A 16,270-nucleotide genomic window follows, 5' to 3' on the forward strand; every position below is an offset into this window, starting at 1 on the left:
ACTGCCGGGCGAGCGCCCCGGGGACCTCGGGATCATCCACGTACCGGACCTGCCCCTCGAACCCGCCCGGCCCGTACGCCACTTCGGAGACCAGGAACCGCGCCCCGGAAACGGCGAGCAGCGCGCGCAGCCGCCCCGCCGGGAACTCCGGGTCCAGCGGCAGGCACCCGGCCCCCGCCTTCCACACGCCCAGCGTCACCGCGTGCAGCTCGGCGCCCCGCCCGAGCAGCACCCCCACCAGCGCACCGCGCCCCACCCCGAGCGAGCGCAGATACCGCGCCCAGCGGTTCGACGCCGCGTCGAGCCCACCGAAGGACAGCGCGAACCCGTCCCCCCGCACGGCCACCGCCCCCGGCGTCCGCAACGCCAGCCGCCCGACGATCCCGGCGACGCACTCACCCGGCGCGCTCACCCCCTCCGCCGTACGACGGCGCAGCCCCGCCGGACGCGGATCGGCCCACACCTCCTGCACCCGGGCCAGGCACCGCTCCCGCGTCCCGCTGGTCCCCTCGGCCTGCCAGCCGACGGGCAGTTCACGGCCGGCCCACCAGAGCGAGTACTGCCCTTCGCCGTTGAGCACGACGCACCACTCGGCGCCGGCGACGGTCTGCGGTTCGGACAAGGTGGCTCCTGAGGTGTGCATGGGCGTCCCCCGGTACGGAAGAACCAGCCCACCCTGCCCGCAGGTGCCATACCCGACCTATGCGAGCACCGGCACAGACGACCCGCGGGGCCGCTCCGCGCAGCTCAGCGGCGCACCCCAAGAGATCGCCAACCACCAGCAGAGGATCACGTTCTGTACTGAAGCCGTGACGCCGGGCCCGGCACTCACCACAGCCCAGTTCTGTCAGTCATACGGCACCTGCCACGAAGGAGCACACCCCCATGCACGGCTTCTCGACGCGACGGTTCTCCCTGACCGCGATCGCCGCCTCCGGCGCGCTCGCGACCACCCTGGCCCTGGCCGGCTCGGCCGTCGCCGTCGCTCCGGCGACCGCGACCGCCTCGTACGACTGCGGGTTCGCGGGCAGCGGCACCGTCACGCTCACCGCGGCCGACTCCGGCACCGGCAAGACGGTCCGGATCGACTCGACGGACATCCGCACGCAGTTCGCGCTCGACGCCGACACCGTGACCACGACGCTGAAGCTGAACAAGACGTCGGGCGGTGCGACGAGCGAGGTGCAGTTCTCCGGCACCGTGCACGAGGCCGCGAACACGGGCGACCCGCTCACCTTCGGCCCGCTTCCGCTCGCGGCCGGGTCCCTCTCCGCCGGTGACACCACCGACTCGGCGGCCCTCGCGGGTGCGCCGAGCGCGTCCAACTGGTCCCTGAAGTTCACCGTGAACGACGCGGGCGGCAGCTTCACGTCCTACTGCGTCGCCACCGGCAACCAGTCGGCGGCCTTCACCTGGTGATCACCGCCCCGCACCGACCGCGTCCCCCGGGAGCCCGTGCTCCCGGGGGACGCGGCGCGTACTCCCTGGGCGCCCGCCTATGATCGCCGGCGGGCCACCGGGCCCACGGGAGGCACGGCACCATGACGCACGACGACACCCGGGCACTGGACGACCCGGTGGGCCAGTCCCTCCGCGGCACCCACGCACACCTCGCCCGGCGACTCGGCAAGGCGGCCACGTACCTCCCGGACGTGACGACCTTCGCCGCGGTCCCCGCGGACGCCGAGGCATCGGCCTGGGCCGACCTGGCCGAACTGCTCGGCCCGGGCGCACTGGCCGACATGTTCACCTGCCCGGCCACGCCGCCGCCGGACTGGGACCCCGTCTTCCACCTCGAAGGCCGCCGGATGATCCGCCCCGCAGACGGCCGGCCCTCCGACCTCCGCCTCCCGACCGGCACGGAGGTGACGGAACTCGGCCCGGCCGACGTACCCAAGATGCTCGACCTGGTCGCGCGCACCCGGCCGGGACCGTTCTGGCCGCGCACCCGCGAACTCGGCACCTACCTGGGCATCCGCGCCAACGGCACGCTGGTGGCGATGGCGGGGGAGCGGCTGCGCCCTCCGGGCTGGGCCGAGATCAGCGCGGTCTGCACGGCCCCCGAAGCCCGGGGCCGGGGCCACGCGGCACGCCTGGTCGACGAACTCGCCACCCGCATCACGGCCCGCGGCCAACGCCCGTTCCTGCACGTCACCGAGACGAACACCGCGGCGATCACGCTGTACGAACGCCTCGGCTTCGAAACCCGCGAGCAGGTGACGTTCCGAGGCTTCCGCACACCGTGACGCCCCGACGATCCGGAGCCTCAGCCGCCCGCGAGGGCCCGGCCGAGAAGGGAAAGCAGCCGCTCCCAGTGCAGCCGTAGCCCTGCGGGATCGAAGGCATCGGTGTCGGCCATGGTGAAGCCGTGGACGGTGCCGGGATAGACCTCGGACGAGTACTCGACCTGCGCGGCGTCCAGGGCCCGATCGAGCTCGCGCAGAGCATCAGGGGTCATGTCGCCTTCGGCATGACCGAAGTGAACCCGGGCGGTGATGCCGGCGAGGGCGTCGGGCCCGTCCGCGCCCACGGGAGCGTGGAACGCGGCGAGGGCGGCCACCTGGCGGGGACGGGCGGCGGCGGTACGCGTCGCGAGGAGACCGCCGATGCAGTAACCGGTCACCGCGACCGGCCCGCCGTCGACCTCGGGCTGGGCGGAGAGAAACCCGAGGCAGGCGTCGGCGTCCCGCAGGACGCGGTCGACGGTGTGCGCCTCGATCAGGGGCATCAGCCGGGCGAAGACGGCAGCCCGGTCGTCCTCCCCGATGTACTCGGGAAGCTCGATCACGGGCGCCGGGCCGTGCCGGTAGAACACATTGGGCACGAGCACGTAGTACCCGTGCCCGGCCAGCTCGCGGGCCATCTCCCGCAGCACGGACCGGACACCGAAGCCGTCCGGATACATCAGCACCCCCGGGTGCCGCCCGCCCCCGTCGGGGAACGCGGCGAAGGCGTCGGCGAGGCCGTCCGGGGTGGGAATCCGCAACGTCTTGCTGGGCATGGGTCCTCCTGTCGTCGTGGTCGATCGGTGGAGCCTGTGATCAACACGACGAAGGCGGAGCCCGCGCACGAACGCAAGCCCCTCGCCCGAACAACGGACCGCCAAGGGCCCGCACGGCGCTCAGAGAAGCACCGGGTCACCCATCCATGCGTGGCACGAAGCCGTCCCGGTAGTCATACCGGCAACGTAATCCACAGACCAACACGCACGCCAGTACGACGCCGGCCCTGACGACCCCGAAAGGTGACCGCGCCGTTTCGTCGAGTGAGGCTCGCGCCTCCGCAGGGTGACGAGAGGTGGCCGCCGGGTGACCGGCTCTGTGAGGGCGCGCACAGGGCCCACGTCACACAGGGCCGGGGTTAGTAGACGCCCGACGGTCGCTCGCCCGCGTGGTGGCCAGCCGTCCGGGCGAGGCGCGCGGCCGGTCTGCGAAGCGGCGTAGTAGGTCACACACTTGTCGCGGCGCCGGTGCGTTCCGCACTGTGTTCGGCGTACCGGGGAGCCGAGCGCCGGGACCGGACGGGAAGAGCCCGTCCGTGATCCAGACACCGGCCCTGATGACGCGAAGCCGCGTCCAACGCGGACACCGCGTCGCCGACCCCCCGTCGGCCTCCCCATCACGTTCCCGAATGGAGAGGTACACCCGTGCACGCCATCATGCGCCGCCCCCACTTCCGCAAGTCCGCCGTGGCCTCCCTCGCCGCCGCGGGCGCCGCTGCCGTCACCCTCACCCTCGCCCCGAGCCCGGCACACGCCGCCGAGCCGGCCAAGGCCTCCACCGCGCAGACCCAGGCCCAGACCGACAAGATCGAGGCCATCGTCAAGGCCGGCGAGAAGAAGTACGGCACCGACCTCGAAGGCTGGATCCGCACCGCCCTGGACGTCATGCACGCCAAGAACATCCCGGGCACCTACGAGGGCCTGCACCGCAACATCATGCGCGAGTCGTCCGGCAACCCGAAGGCGCAGAACAACTGGGACGTCAACGCCCAGAACGGCATCCCCTCGAAGGGCCTGCTCCAGACGATCCAGCCCACCTTCGACGCCTACCACGTCAAGGGCACCAAGGACTCCATCACCGACCCGGTCGCCAACATCGTCGCCGCCTGCAACTACGCGGCCGACAAGTACGGCTCCATGGACAACGTCGACTCCGCCTACTGACCGGCGGACCCACCGACCGCCTGAGCCCCCGGGAAAGCCGGTCCCGCGCGGAGGCCGGCGGGGCCCAGGCAGCACGGCGGGGCCGGAGGAACGACACGTCCCTCCGGCCCCGCCCGCGTCGCACCGCGTGCGTCCCAGAGAAGTCAGATGTCCCGGAACGTCTCGATCTGCGCCCCGATCGAGTTCAGCCGCTCCGCCAGGTCCTCGTAGCCCCGGTTGATGACGTACACGTTGCGCAGCACCGACGTGCCCTCCGCCGCCATCATCGCGAGGAGCACGACCACCGCCGGGCGCAGGGCCGGCGGGCACATCATCTCGGCGGCGCGCCAGCGGGTGGGGCCCTCGACCAGGACGCGGTGGGGGTCCAGGAGCTGGAGGCGGCCGCCGAGGCGGTTGAGGTCCGTGAGGTAGATCGCGCGGTTGTCGTAGACCCAGTCGTGGATGAGGGTCTTGCCCTGCGCGGACGCCGCGATGGCCGCGAAGAACGGGACGTTGTCGATGTTCAGGCCCGGGAAGGGCATGGGGTGGATCTTGTCGATCGGCGCCTCCAGTTTGGAGGGCCGGACGGTGAGGTCCACCAGGCGCGTGCGGCCGTTGTCCGCGACGTACTCCGGGGTGCGGTCGTGGTCGAGGCCCATCTCCTCCAGGACCGCGAGCTCGATCTCCAGGAACTCGATCGGCACACGGCGCACCGTCAGCTCCGACTCCGTCACGACGGCGGCGGCCAGCAGGCTCATCGCCTCGACCGGGTCCTCGGAGGGGGAGTAGTCCACGTCGGCGTCGATGTCCGGGACGCCGTGCACGGTCAGCGTGGTGGTGCCGATGCCCTCGACCTTGACGCCCAGGGCCTCCAGGAAGAAGCACAGGTCCTGGACCATGTAGTTCGACGAGGCGTTGCGGATGACGGTGACACCGTCGTGCCGCGCGGCGGCGAGGAGCGCGTTCTCGGTGACCGTGTCGCCCCGTTCGGTCAGCACGATGGGGCGGCCGGGACGCACGCTGCGGTCGACCACCGCGTGGTAGTGGCCCTCGGTCGCGGCGACGTCCAGTCCGAAGCGGCGCAGCGCGATCATGTGCGGCTCGATGGTGCGGGTGCCGAGGTCGCAGCCACCGGCGTAGGGCAGCCGGAAGCGGTCCATGCGGTGCAGCAGCGGGCCGAGGAACATGATGATGGAGCGGGTGCGGACGGCGGCCTCGGCGTCGATGGCCTCCATGTCCAGCTCGGCCGGCGGCACGATCTCCAGGTCGGTGCCGTCTTTGATCCAGCGGGTGCGCACACCGATGGAGTTCAGCACCTCCAGGAGGCGGTAGACCTCCTCGATGCGGGCGACCCGGCGCAGCACCGTGCGCCCCTTGTTGAGCAGCGAGGCGCACAGCAGGGCCACGCAGGCGTTCTTGCTGGTCTTGACGTCGATGGCCCCGGACAGGCGCCGGCCGCCGACCACGCGCAGGTGCATCGGACCCGCGTAGCCCAGGGAGACGATCTCGCTGTCCAGCGCTTCGCCGATGCGGGCGATCATCTCAAGGCTGATGTTCTGGTTGCCGCGCTCGATGCGGTTGACGGCGCTCTGACTGGTGTTGAGCGCCTCCGCAAGCTGTGACTGCGTCCAGCCGCGGTGCTGCCGGGCGTCACGGATGAGCTTGCCGATGCGTACGAGGTAGTCGTCTGCCATGAGGTCGAGGCTATCTCAGATATGAGATGGCGCCTCTTGGGGGGTCCGTTCGGGTGACGGGCCGTCAGCGCCGCTTCGTCGTCGTGGTGCGGCGCCAGCCGAACGGGCCGGGCAGATCCATCGAGGTCGTACGCCGTCCCGTGCTGCTGCGGGTGTGGCGCGGACCGTTGCCGCCGCCGGTCGTGATGGACCACGAGTGCCTGTTGATGTTCAGCCGCACTCCGGGCAGGATCCGGAAGCTCTTGCGGAACGTGAGCGGCATCGTGTCTCCCCTCCGAGTCGTGCCGGGTGGCCCCGGCGCAAGTCGGATACCCCGTTTCGGCGTAGGGATGGCCGCCGGGGTCACTCGGGTGGGGTGCACGCCACATGGCGCCCGGGCATGACCAGCGCGCGCCCATGTACTAGAGTTATCTCGACATCGAGATATCTGCCGAGGCGCACCGCAGCCGCCACCCTGGTAAGGCTTACCTAACTTAGCCTAACCTCAGCGGATCGGCCAGGGCGGCGTGGCGGCAGGATGCGGTGGTACGCGCACATGAATGAAGGAGACTGTCGTGTCGGCGAACAGCTTCGACGCCCGCAGCACGCTGCAGGTGGGCGACGAGTCGTACGAGATCTTCCGGCTGGACAAGGTCGAGGGCTCCGCGCGCCTTCCCTACAGCCTGAAGGTGCTGCTGGAGAACCTGCTCCGCACCGAGGACGGCGCGAACATCACCGCCGACCACATCCGCGCCCTCGGCGGCTGGGACTCGCAGGCCCAGCCGTCCCAGGAGATCCAGTTCACGCCCGCCCGCGTGATCATGCAGGACTTCACCGGCGTACCCTGCGTGGTCGACCTCGCCACCATGCGTGAGGCCGTCAAGGAGCTGGGCGGCGACCCGAACAAGATCAACCCGCTCTCCCCGGCCGAGATGGTCATCGACCACTCCGTCATCGCCGACAAGTTCGGCACCAACGACGCCTTCCAGCAGAACGTCGACCTGGAGTACGGCCGCAACAAGGAGCGTTACCAGTTCCTGCGCTGGGGCCAGACCGCGTTCGACGACTTCAAGGTCGTCCCGCCCGGCACCGGCATCGTCCACCAGGTGAACATCGAGCACCTGGCCCGCGTCGTCATGACCCGCGACGGCAAGGCCTACCCCGACACCCTGGTCGGCACCGACTCGCACACCACCATGGTCAACGGCCTCGGCGTCCTCGGCTGGGGCGTCGGCGGCATCGAGGCCGAGGCCGCGATGCTCGGCCAGCCGGTCTCCATGCTCATCCCGCGCGTCGTCGGCTTCAAGCTCACCGGTGAGCTGACCCCCGGCACCACCGCCACCGACCTGGTGCTCACGATCACCGAGATGCTGCGCAAGCACGGCGTCGTCGGCAAGTTCGTCGAGTTCTACGGCGAGGGCGTCGCCGCCACGTCGCTGGCCAACCGCGCCACCATCGGCAACATGTCGCCCGAGTTCGGCTCCACCGCCGCGATCTTCCCGATCGACGACGAGACGCTGAACTACATGCGCCTGACCGGCCGTTCCGACCAGCAGGTCGCGCTCGTCGAGGCGTACGCCAAGCAGCAGGGCCTGTGGCTGGACCCGAAGGCCGAGCCGGACTTCTCCGAGAAGCTGGAGCTCGACCTGTCCACGGTCGTGCCCTCCATCGCCGGCCCGAAGCGCCCGCAGGACCGCATCGTCCTCGCCGAGGCCGCCCAGCAGTTCAAGTCCGACGTGCTCAACTACGTCGACGTCGTGGACGAGGCGGGCAAGGAGTCCTTCCCGGCCTCCGACTCCCCGGCCGTCGCCCCCAACGGCGCCCCGTCCAACCCGGTCCCCGTCACCGCCCCCGACGGCACGACCTACGAGCTGGACCACGGTGCGGTGACGGTCGCGGCCATCACCTCCTGCACCAACACCTCCAACCCGTACGTCATGGTCGCCGCCGCCCTGGTGGCCAAGAAGGCGGTCGAGAAGGGCCTGACCCGCAAGCCGTGGGTCAAGACCACCCTCGCCCCGGGCTCCAAGGTCGTCACCGACTACTTCGAGAAGGCGGGCCTGACCCCCTACCTCGACAAGGTCGGCTTCAACCTCGTCGGTTACGGCTGCACCACCTGCATCGGCAACTCCGGCCCGCTGCCGGACGAGGTCTCCCAGGCCGTCAACGAGCACGACCTCGCCGTCACCTCGGTCCTCTCGGGCAACCGGAACTTCGAGGGCCGCATCAACCCCGACGTCAAGATGAACTACCTGGCGTCCCCGCCGCTGGTCGTCGCCTACGCCCTCGCGGGCTCGATGAAGGTCGACGTCACCAAGGACGCCCTCGGCGCCGACCAGGACGGCAACCCGGTCTACCTGAAGGACATCTGGCCCTCCGAGGCCGAGGTCAACGACGTCGTCGCCAACGCCATCGGCGAGGACATGTTCTCCAAGTCCTACAGCGACGTCTTCGCGGGCGACGCCCAGTGGCAGGCGCTGTCGATCCCGACCGGCGACACCTTCGAGTGGGACACCGAGTCCACCTACGTGCGCAAGCCCCCGTACTTCGAGGGCATGGGCATGGAGCCGGCCCCGGTCGAGGACATCTCCGGCGCCCGCGTGCTGGCCAAGCTGGGCGACTCGGTCACCACCGACCACATCTCCCCGGCCGGCGCCATCAAGGCCGACACCCCGGCCGGCAAGTACCTGACGGAGCACGGCGTCGAGCGCCGCGACTTCAACAGCTACGGCTCGCGCCGCGGCAACCACGAGATCATGATCCGCGGCACGTTCGCCAACATCCGCCTGCGCAACCAGATCGCGCCGGGCACCGAGGGCGGCTACACCCGCGACTTCACCCAGGCCGACGGGCCGGTGTCGTTCATCTACGACGCCTCCCGCAACTACATCGAGCAGGGCATCCCGCTCGTCGTCCTGGCCGGCAAGGAGTACGGCTCCGGCTCGTCCCGCGACTGGGCCGCCAAGGGCACCGCGCTCCTCGGCGTCAAGGCCGTCATCGCCGAGTCCTACGAGCGCATCCACCGCTCGAACCTCATCGGCATGGGCGTCCTGCCCCTCCAGTTCCCGGAGGGCCAGACCGCGGCCTCCCTCGGCCTGACCGGCGAGGAGACCTTCTCCGTCTCCGGCGTCACCGAGCTGAACGACGGCACCACCCCGCGCACGGTGAAGGTCACCACCGACACCGGCGTCGAGTTCGACGCGGTCGTCCGCATCGACACCCCCGGCGAGGCCGACTACTACCGCAACGGCGGCATCCTTCAGTACGTGCTGCGCAGCCTGATCCGCAAGTAGGCGGCGCGCACGACGGTTGAGGGCCGCACCCCCGGTCACCGGGGGTGCGGCCCTCGCCGTGTCGGGCGGGCCGGCTACGCCAGCAGCTCCACCTCCGCCAGCGTGTGCTCACCGTCGAGCACCAGCCGGTACTTCTGGTAAGTCCCCGGCGACTTCACCGAGAACGCCCGGGTCTGCCGGTCCCAGGCGAAGGACTCGCCGGAGCGCCGGTCCAGGGTCCGCCAGGCGGTGCCGTCGGACGAGCCCTGGAGCGTCCAGCCGGCCGGGGCCTTCGTCCGGTCCGCCGACGACGTCAGGGTGTACTGGACCGCCTTGACGCCCTTCCCCGAGTCCGGCACGGGCAGGTCCACCGACGTCACCGCCGCGTCCGTCTCCGACGTGTCGTCGAAGAGCGCACCGTCGCCGGACAGCGCGTCCTTGCGCGGCGTCGGCACCCGGTCGTCCCGCGTGATCGACACCGGCGCCGCGTCCTTCCCGGTGCCCCACGAGGACGGCCTCGCGCCCATGTCGAACTCCAGGACGCCGCCCTTGGCCAGCAGCGAGTGGGGCAGCGAAGTGGAGGTCCAGCGCTTGCCGTTGACCTTCAGCCCCTGCACGTAGACGTTCTTCGTGCTGTTCTTCGGCGCCTTCACGACCAGCTTCCGGCCGTTCTCCAGGTGGACGGTCGCCTTGGTGAACAGCGGGGAGCCGACGGCGTATTCGCCGCTGCCCATCACCAACGGGTAGAAGCCCAGGGAGGAGAACAGGAACCAGGCCGACTGCTCGCCGTTGTCCTCGTCACCGTGGTAGCCCTGCCCGATCTCGCTGCCGGTGTACAGGCGTTGGAGCACCTCGCGGACGTTCTTCTGCGTCTTGTACGGCTGTCCGGCCGCGTCGTACATGTACAGGGCGTGGTGGGCGACCTGGTTGGAGTGGCCGTACATGCCCATGCGGACGTCGCGCGCCTCGGTCATCTCGTGGATGACACCGCCGTAGGAGCCGACGAACTCCGGGGAGGCCGTCTCCGGGGTGGCCAGGTACTCGTCTAGCTTGTCGCCGAGGCCCTTGCGGCCGCCGTACAGGTTGGCCAGGCCCCGGCTGTCCTGCGGGGCGGTGAAGGCGTAGCCCCAGCCGTTGGTCTCCGTGTAGTCGTAGCCCCACACGCGCGGGTCGTACTTCTCGGAGTCCACGCGCCAGTTGCCCGCCGCGTCCTTGCCCTGGAAGAAGCCGGCCTTCGCGTCGAACATGTTGACGTAGTCCTGGGCGCGGTTGAGGAAGTACGCCGACTCCTCCTGGTACCGCTTCTCGCCGGTCTCCTTGTAGAGCTTCTCGCCCATCTTCGCGATGCCGTAGTCGTTGAGGTAGCCCTCCAGCGCCCACGACAGGCCCTCGTGCGTCTCGGTGCCGGTGTACCCGAGGAACGGCGAGGTGGCCATGCCCTTGCGGCCGACGCCCGAGGACGGGGGCACCGCGGTGGCGTTCTTGACGGCCGCGTCGTACGCCGCCTTCGCGTCGAAGTCGACGCCCTTGACGTAGGCGTCCGCGAACGCCACGTCCGAGGAGGTGCCCGTCATCAGGTCCGCGTAGCCGGGGGAGGACCAGCGGGAGGTCCAGCCGCCGTCCTTGTAGTGCTGCACGAAGCCGTCGACCAGCTCACCGGCCGTGGACGGCGTCAGGAAGGAGTACGCGGGCCAGGTGGTCCGGTAGGTGTCCCAGAAGCCGTTGTTGACGTACACCTTGCCGTCCACGATCTTCGAGCCGGTCCGCGTCGGGGTGTCCGCCGCCGGCATCTTCTGGAAGGGCGAGGCGTACTTGTAGGTGCCGCCGACCTTCTCGTGGCCCGCGTTCGGGTACAGGTACAGCCGGTAGAGGCTGGAGTACAGGGTGGTCAGCTGGTCGCGCGTGGCGCCCTCCACCTCGACCTTGCCGAGTATCCGGTCCCACTGCTTCTGGGCGTTCTTGCGGACCTTGTCGAAGGAGGTGCGCTTCGGGATCTCCTGGCGCAGGTTGTCCTTCGCCTGGTCGACGCCGATCAGCGAGGTCGCCAGGCGCAGGGTGACCGTGCGGTCCTTGCCGGCGTCGAAGCGCAGATGGCCCTTGACGCCGGCGGAGTCGCCGCCGGTGACCTTCCGGTCGAACTCGCCGTAGACGAAGAGGCGGGTGGCGCCCGTGGACAGGCCGGACTTGACGTCCGAGTAGCCGGTGAAGGTGCCGTTCTCCTTGTCCAGGGTCAGGCCGGCCTGGTCGGTGACGTTGTCGAAGATCACGCTCGCGTCGTCACCGGGATAGGTGAAGCGCATGACCGCCGCGTGGTCGGTCGGCGCCATCTCGGCCTTGACGCCGTTCTCGAACCGCACCCCGTAGTAGTACGGCCGGGCGGTCTCGTTCTCGTGCCGGAAGGCCAGCTCGCGCGCCTCCCGGCCGGTGTCGGGCGTGCCGGCGGCGGCGGACGGCATCACCTGGAAGGTCTGCCGGTCGCCCATCCACGGGCTCGGCTCGTGACTCGCGCTGAACGCCTGGAGCGTGGGGAGGTTGTCCGCGTTGTTGCCGCGCGCGTAGTCGTACAGCCAGCTCAGCGAGCCCGCGTTGGTCACCGGCGTCCAGAAGTTGAAGCCATGGGGCACGGCCGCCGCCGGGATGTTGTTGCCGCGCGAGAAGCTGCCGCTGGAGTTGGTGCCGCGGGTGGTCAGCGCGTAGTCGGACAGATGCGCCTCGCGGCGCTCCGGCGCGGCGGCCCTGATGGCCACGTCGTCCAGCCAGCCGCGGAACTTCGCCGGGCCCTTGGGGGAGTCGTACGCCACCAGGATCCGGTCGACGGTCTTGCCGGCCGCGACGGAGCCGATGCCCGACTCGACGGCGTTCCACTGGTTGACGTAGAGCACCTTCGCGGCGCCCTGACCGGCCGGCGTCAGCGCGAACCCGTGCTGGTCCGTGGCGCCCAGGTCGCTCAGATAGGTGCCGTCGGTGAAGGCCAGGTCGACGGAGACGTTCGTGGCGTCGTAGTCGAGGTCGCCGTCCGCCATCGACGGGAAGATCCGGTACGACAGCTCGGTCCGGCGGTCGACCTTCACATTGACGTCGAAGACCTTGTTGTACGAGTAGGCCCGGCCGTCCCCGGTGTGCCGGCCCGCGTACCTGAGGGCGCGCTTGCCGGTGAAGCCGGCGCCCGCCTTGGCGGTCGGCGAGCCGCTCGGGCCGCGGTCGACGAGCGAGAGCATGTCCTGGGGGACGGGCGTGTCGCTGTCGCCGGTGGACAGCTGCACGTCGGCGAGCTGGAGGATGTCGCCGCCGTTGTTCTTCGTGACCTCCAGCCGGAAGTGCTGGTACTCGGCCGCCTCGGCGAGGTCGTACGTCTTCGTCTGGAACCGCTCGCCGAAGGACTCCCCGGCGCGGCTGTCGAGCGTCTGCCAGCTCTCGCCGTCCGCCGAGCCCTGGAGCGTCCAGTCCGCCGGGTCGCGTTCGCCGTGGTCGTTGGCCGAGGTGAGCGCGTACCGGGTGATCCTCACCGGCTTGTCCAGGTCGAACTCGGCCCAGCCGGTCTGCTCGAAGGTCAGCCACTTGGTGCTCGGCTCACCGTCGACGAGGTTCTCCTTCACCTCGCCGCCGCCGGTGTTCTCGTCGCTCGCCCGTACTCCGGTGACGTGGTCGGTGACATTGCCCGGGATGCCCGTGCTGTAGCCGCCGTCGACGCCCGAGGCGCGTTTGCCGCCGTCCGGGGCGGTCTCCACCGTGTTGAGCCAGTCCGGAACCGGGTCGTCCGCCTCGAACGAGGACGCGAACTCCCGGTCGGCGGCGGCGGGCGCCGCGGGCAGCGCCACCGCGGCCCCCTGCGATCCCACCGCCACCGCGAAGGCGGTCGTCAGCACGACCGCCGGGCCCCATCTGTGCCGAACTCTGTACCGCATGCCCCAGCACCCTCCGTGCGCTCCCCGGAAGCGCTTTCCGAGGAAATGGACAACGTTGTCAAATTCGCAGCGCAAGGAACAGTAGCGCGTGAAGAGGCCAGTGATGTCAAGGGTGTTGCCTGTGGCGTCCGGGTCCGGTGCCCGCGGGATTTCCTTCAGGGGACACACAGTCCGCCCATATTTCCGCCAGGTCTCAACTCGGAAAAGACGTGCCGGGAACCATGCATTCGATCTTGCTCCGTCGGCCGGAAGTGGACTATACCTGTCGGCCACCGGGGGATCCGTGGGGGGAACCGCGAAAGCACACCGCCAGGGCGCCCGTACAGCAGTATCCGCACTTCCTGCACGACCCAGCGTGACCCGATCGCGGTGCCGGGGAGGATCCGGTTCACCGCCTGAGTCCTGGAGAAGGCGAGGACTTGAGCATGGGATCCACTTCCGCCGAGAACAACCGAACGGGCGTCGGCCGCCGCGATCTGATCAAGCGGTCCGCCGCGCTCGGCCTGATCTCCGTTCCGGCCATGAGCTTCCTGTCCGCCTGCGCGAGCGGCGGCGGCGACGACCAGAAGAAGGCCGAGTCCGGCAAGAAGACGGCCAAGAACCCGCTGGCCGTCAACGAGACCGCCCAGATGGAATTCGTCCTCTTCGACGGCGGCTTCGGCAAGGAGTACGCCGAGGACGCCGTGAAGCTGTACGAGAAGAGCTTCCCCAAGGCCAAGGTGAAGTTCGCCGCCACCCAGAAGATCCAGTCCACGCTCCAGCCGCGGTTCAACGGCGGCAACCCGCCGGACCTCGTCGACAACTCCGGCGCCGAGCAGATGGACATGGGCGTGCTGGTCGGCAAGAGCCAGCTCGCCGACCTCACCCCGCTGCTGGACGCCCCGTCCTACGACGACCCGGCCAAGAAGGTCCGCGACACGCTGCGCCCCGGCATCGTGGAGATGGGCCAGTTCGACGGCGAGAAGGTCTGGATCTTCTACTACGCCTACACGGTGTACGGGAACTGGTACTCCCAGAAGGCCCTGGACTCGCTCGACGCCGAGTACCCGAAGACCTGGGACGAGATGCTCGCCGTGTGCGAGAAGGCGAAGAAGAAGGGCATGGCCGGCTGGACGTACGCCGGCAAGTACCCGTACTACATCCCCTTCTCGATGTACCCGATGATCGGCAAGGTGGGCGGCGCCGACGTGCTCGACGCCATCGACAACCTGGAGCCGAACGCCTGGAAGCACCCGGCGGTCAAGACGGTCTTCGAGGCCTGGTACGAGCTGTACAAGAAGGGCTACATCCTCAAGGGCACCCCCGGCCTGGACCACATCCAGTCGCAGACCGCGTGGGCCAAGGGCGACGCCCTGTTCCTCCCGAACGGCTCCTGGGTGGAGAACGAGTCCGCCAACGTCATCCCGGACGACTTCCAGGTCACCGTCTCCGCCCCGCCCGGCATCGACTCCTCCGACAAGATGCCCTTCGGCACCATCTGGGCGTCCGGCGGCGAGCCCTTCATCGTCCCGGCGAAGGCGGCCAACGGCGCCGGCGGCATGGAGCAGCTGCGCATCATGCTGAGCGAGGCGTCCTCGAAGAACTTCACCTCCAAGGTGAAGTCCCTCACCGCCTACAACGGCGGCACCGACGGCATCGAGCTCACCCCGGGCCTCAAGGCCGGTGTGGCGGCGCTGGACCTGGCCGGCACCAACGTGGTGAACCCGCGCCTCCAGGACTGGTACGTGCAGCTCCAGAAGGAGAAGATCGGCGTCTCCGGCCTGGGCGAGATGATGGCCGGCCGCCTCACCCCGGCCGAGGCCATCAAGAAGATCCAGGGCTTCGCCGACGAGGCGGCCAAGGACGATTCGGTCAAGCACTACAAGCACCAGTGAGGACGTGTCACCAGGGCCCGGCCGGCACCCCGTCGCCGGCCGGGCCCCGGCGGCGCCACCCGCGCGCAGATCGGGGTCGGTAGCAATGCAGCACGGCAAGTACCGGTTCATCGTGGGGTTCCTGGCGGTTCCCCTGGGACTGTACGCGCTCTTCGTCGTCTGGCCGTTCATCCAGTCCATCTACTACTCGTTCACGGACTGGACGGGACTGAGTCCCGAGTTCAAGATGGTCGGCTTCGACAACTACTCGCGGATGCTGGACGACGACATCTTCTGGAAGTCGTTGCAGCACAGCGTGATGTTCGCCCTGCTGGTGCCGCTCGTGACGCTCGGCCTGGCGCTGTTCTTCTCCTTCATGATCAACGTGGGCGGACGCCACCGCCGCGGCGGGCCGGTGGTGACCGGTGTCCGCGGCTCCGGCTTCTACAAGATCGTCTACTTCTTCCCGCAGGTGCTCTCGATCGCGATCGTCGCCCTGCTGTTCGCGTTCGCGTACAACCCGGACAGCGGCGCGATCAACTCGCTGCTGCGCGGCATCGGTCTCGAGTCGGTCCAGCCGCTGTGGCTGGGCGATCCGAACCTGGCGCTGTGGTGCGTGATGGCGGTGCTCGTCTGGTCCACGGTCGGCTTCTTCGTGGTCCTGTTCTCCGCGGGCATGGCGTCCATCCCGGCGGAGCTGTACGAGGCCGCGCTGCTGGACGGGGCGAACCGCGCGACGACCTTCTTCAAGGTCACCCTGCCGCTGCTGTGGGACACCGTGCAGTCCGGCTGGGTCTACATGGGCATCCTCGCGCTCGGCGCCGAGTCGTTCGCGGTCGTACAGATCATGACGACCGGCCCCGGCGGCCCCGACTACTCGACCACCGTCATGGTCCTGTACGTGTACCAGAAGGCGTTCCGTGACGGTCAGGCCGCCTACGCCACCACGATCGGCGTCGCCCTGCTCGTCGTCACGCTGGCCTTCGCCGCCGTCGTGATGCGACTGGGCCGGCGCGAGCGGCTGGAGTTCTGATCATGAAGACGACCGAGACCCCCGCGCCCGTACCGGCCGGCCCCGGCCCCGTGGTCCGCAAGACCGAGACCCCGCCCGGCGGACTCACCAAGGGCAAGAAGGAGGGCACCACCCTCAACGTCTTCTCCCACGGCGTCCTCGTCATCTGGGCGATCATGGTCGGGATGCCGCTGGTGTGGGCGGTGATGACCTCCTTCAAGGACGACGCCTCCATCTTCGGCTCGCCCTGGTCGCTGCCCGACAAGCTGAACTTCGACAACTGGTCGCGCGCCTGGTCCCAGGCCCACATGGGCGACTACTTCCTCAACACCGTCCTGGTGGTCGGCGGCTCGCTCGTCGGCACCCTGGTGCTGGGCTCCATGGCGGCCTACGTGCTCGCCCGCTTCGACA

Annotated in this window: 12 protein-coding genes; 7 read left to right on the top strand and 5 right to left on the bottom strand. The window is 69.7% G+C overall.

The annotated features are described in order from the left end of the window. The coding region (locus GTW67_RS16500) for an MbtH family protein (RefSeq protein WP_237518896.1) at nucleotides 1–622 on the bottom strand (622 nt) is incomplete at its 3' end. A gap of 263 nt (nucleotides 623–885) precedes the next feature. On the opposite strand from GTW67_RS16500, the gene GTW67_RS16505 reads away from it, so the two are divergent. After that, nucleotides 886–1,419 (top strand): hypothetical protein, encoded by a 534-nt coding sequence (locus tag GTW67_RS16505; RefSeq protein WP_161165580.1) that lies wholly within the window; start codon nucleotides 886–888, stop codon nucleotides 1,417–1,419. Between the two features lie 122 nt (nucleotides 1,420–1,541). Next, entirely contained in the window at nucleotides 1,542–2,246 is a 705-nt protein-coding gene (locus GTW67_RS16510; protein WP_161165581.1) for a GNAT family N-acetyltransferase, read from the top strand. A 20-nt stretch (nucleotides 2,247–2,266) separates the two neighbouring features. On the opposite strand, the gene GTW67_RS16515 is transcribed toward GTW67_RS16510, so the two are convergent. Then, a complete protein-coding gene (locus GTW67_RS16515) occupies nucleotides 2,267–3,001 on the bottom strand; it encodes a dienelactone hydrolase family protein (protein ID WP_161165582.1) in 735 nt (244 codons plus the stop codon). A gap of 645 nt (nucleotides 3,002–3,646) precedes the next feature. Here GTW67_RS16515 and GTW67_RS16520 point away from each other — a divergent pair. Continuing rightward, nucleotides 3,647–4,165 (top strand): transglycosylase SLT domain-containing protein, encoded by a 519-nt coding sequence (locus tag GTW67_RS16520; RefSeq protein WP_161165583.1) that lies wholly within the window; start codon nucleotides 3,647–3,649, stop codon nucleotides 4,163–4,165. A gap of 143 nt (nucleotides 4,166–4,308) precedes the next feature. On the opposite strand, the gene relB is transcribed toward GTW67_RS16520, so the two are convergent. Continuing rightward, entirely contained in the window at nucleotides 4,309–5,838 is a 1,530-nt protein-coding gene (relB, locus tag GTW67_RS16525) for a type II toxin-antitoxin system RelB family anti-toxin (RefSeq protein ID WP_161165584.1), read from the bottom strand. 64 nt (nucleotides 5,839–5,902) lie between these two features. Continuing rightward, entirely contained in the window at nucleotides 5,903–6,100 is a 198-nt protein-coding gene (locus tag GTW67_RS16530; protein WP_161165585.1) for a DUF4236 domain-containing protein, read from the bottom strand. Nucleotides 6,101–6,392: 292 nt separating this feature from the next. On the opposite strand from GTW67_RS16530, the gene acnA reads away from it, so the two are divergent. Beyond that, nucleotides 6,393–9,110 carry an aconitate hydratase AcnA gene (gene acnA / locus GTW67_RS16535; protein ID WP_161165586.1) on the top strand — a complete coding sequence of 906 codons (2,718 nt, stop codon included), beginning with the start codon at nucleotides 6,393–6,395 and terminating at the stop codon, nucleotides 9,108–9,110. 74 nt (nucleotides 9,111–9,184) lie between these two features. Here the strand turns inward: acnA and GTW67_RS16540 are convergent, their stop codons facing one another. After that, nucleotides 9,185–12,994, bottom strand: coding sequence for a GH92 family glycosyl hydrolase (locus GTW67_RS16540; RefSeq protein WP_161165587.1), 3,810 nt, complete (start codon nucleotides 12,992–12,994; stop codon nucleotides 9,185–9,187). A gap of 425 nt (nucleotides 12,995–13,419) precedes the next feature. Between GTW67_RS16540 and ngcE the strand changes: the two genes are divergently transcribed. From ngcE to GTW67_RS16555, 3 genes are all read left to right on the top strand, one after another. Beyond that, nucleotides 13,420–14,868, top strand: coding sequence for an N-acetylglucosamine/diacetylchitobiose ABC transporter substrate-binding protein (gene ngcE / locus GTW67_RS16545; RefSeq protein ID WP_161165588.1), 1,449 nt, complete (start codon nucleotides 13,420–13,422; stop codon nucleotides 14,866–14,868). 85 nt (nucleotides 14,869–14,953) lie between these two features. After that, on the top strand, nucleotides 14,954–15,880 hold the full coding sequence (locus GTW67_RS16550) for a carbohydrate ABC transporter permease (RefSeq protein WP_161165589.1): 927 nt from the start codon (nucleotides 14,954–14,956) through the stop codon (nucleotides 15,878–15,880). A gap of 2 nt (nucleotides 15,881–15,882) precedes the next feature. Then, on the top strand, nucleotides 15,883–16,270 hold a 388-nt coding region (locus tag GTW67_RS16555; protein WP_161165590.1), incomplete at its 3' end, for an ABC transporter permease family protein.

The organism is Streptomyces sp. SID5910 (assembly GCF_009862125.1).
Lineage (GTDB): Bacteria > Actinomycetota > Actinomycetes > Streptomycetales > Streptomycetaceae > Streptomyces.

Bases quoted from the DNA above. Each gene is read 5' to 3' on its own strand.
- GTW67_RS16515 (WP_161165582.1), bottom strand. From the start codon at position 3,001: ATGCCCAGCAAGACGTTGCGGATTCCCACCCCGGACGGCCTCGCCGAC.
- GTW67_RS16540 (WP_161165587.1), bottom strand. From the start codon at position 12,994: ATGCGGTACAGAGTTCGGCACAGATGGGGCCCGGCGGTCGTGCTGACG.
- GTW67_RS16510 (WP_161165581.1), top strand. From the start codon at position 1,542: ATGACGCACGACGACACCCGGGCACTGGACGACCCGGTGGGCCAGTCC.
- relB (WP_161165584.1), bottom strand. From the start codon at position 5,838: ATGGCAGACGACTACCTCGTACGCATCGGCAAGCTCATCCGTGACGCC.
- GTW67_RS16550 (WP_161165589.1), top strand. From the start codon at position 14,954: ATGCAGCACGGCAAGTACCGGTTCATCGTGGGGTTCCTGGCGGTTCCC.
- ngcE (WP_161165588.1), top strand. From the start codon at position 13,420: ATGGGATCCACTTCCGCCGAGAACAACCGAACGGGCGTCGGCCGCCGC.
- GTW67_RS16505 (WP_161165580.1), top strand. From the start codon at position 886: ATGCACGGCTTCTCGACGCGACGGTTCTCCCTGACCGCGATCGCCGCC.
- GTW67_RS16530 (WP_161165585.1), bottom strand. From the start codon at position 6,100: ATGCCGCTCACGTTCCGCAAGAGCTTCCGGATCCTGCCCGGAGTGCGG.